Origin of the sequence: Vibrio sp. HI00D65, from assembly GCF_001635455.1 — a bacterium.
Lineage (GTDB): Bacteria > Pseudomonadota > Gammaproteobacteria > Enterobacterales > Vibrionaceae > Vibrio.
This window is the reverse complement of sequence record NZ_LWEH01000180.1, coordinates 1-983: the sequence shown is the minus strand read 5'-3', so window position 1 is coordinate 983 and position 983 is coordinate 1. Positions and strand designations below refer to the sequence as shown.

1 protein-coding gene and 1 pseudogene are annotated in these 983 nt (G+C 42.7%); one reads left to right on the top strand and one right to left on the bottom strand.

Translation table 11 applies throughout. The annotated features are described in order from the left end of the window. A pseudogene (locus A3712_RS14590) lies at nucleotides 1-371 on the bottom strand (signal recognition particle-docking protein FtsY); the annotation flags it as partial. 229 nt (nucleotides 372-600) lie between these two features. Between A3712_RS14590 and rsmD the strand changes: the two are divergent. Continuing rightward, nucleotides 601-983: 16S rRNA (guanine(966)-N(2))-methyltransferase RsmD (gene rsmD, locus A3712_RS14585; protein ID WP_063524040.1), on the top strand; the 383-nt coding region annotated here is incomplete at its 3' end.

Here is a 983-nt window from a genome sequence, read left to right as displayed (position 1 = left end):
CCAATGTTTGCTTTAGTGCGGCTCAGGCTACGCTTTAGGCGAGCAAAGAAACTTTCTGTCGGCTTCTCTTGTACTTCTTCAACCTGAGCTTGAGAAGTAACTTCTTGTTCCTGTTCTGCTTCTGCTTCTGCTGCGACAGGCTGTTGCTCATCTTGAGTCTCTTCCAGAGCTTGCTCTGACTCATCAGGCTTCGCTTCTACTGACTGAGCAGCTTCCGCTTCAGGCGCGACTGGTTCAGCCTCGACTTGTGATTCAACTTCAGTTTGATCTTCAACGTTTTCTACGTTCGCTTCATTCTGAGTTTTTGGGCTTTGTTCTTCTTCACCAAAACCAAGCCACGATAATAATCCGCGCTTCTTTTTTTCCGTCATCAGAGGAGTTTCCTAGATCTACTAATTAGCTGTATTGGCTTAATGCACGTCGACTCTTTGCTATTGTTATACAATACAAGCTTGTACAAACGAATAGTAAAGAAAAATGACAAAGCAGTGATAAGTTTGCTTTTAGCTTGATACACTTTGTCATTGCAAATTTATTTAATACTCGAACCAACTTAAATTGGGCTCGTATAGTATCACTTTATTAGCGGTCAAAAAATCTATGGTAAGACGTCGCCAGCAAAACACATCACAAAAAAAGCCTTCCGGTGGCTTTGTTCGAATTATTAGTGGTTCATGGAGAGGCAGAAAGCTGCCCGTTCATGATTTAGAAGGCTTACGCCCAACCATTGACCGAGTAAAAGAGACACTCTTTAACTGGGTTGCACAAGATATCCCAAATTCGACCTGCTTAGACGTATTTGCAGGTTCTGGTGGTTTAGGCTTTGAAGCTGCGTCTCGCCAAGCAAAAATGGTGACACTGCTCGAAATGAATCAAAATGCCGCTAAGCAGCTTTCTGATAATGCTAAAGAGCTCAAAGCAGGCAACATCAATGTGGTAAATACTGATGCTATCTCTTTCCTAAAGAAGCCAGGCACACCTTA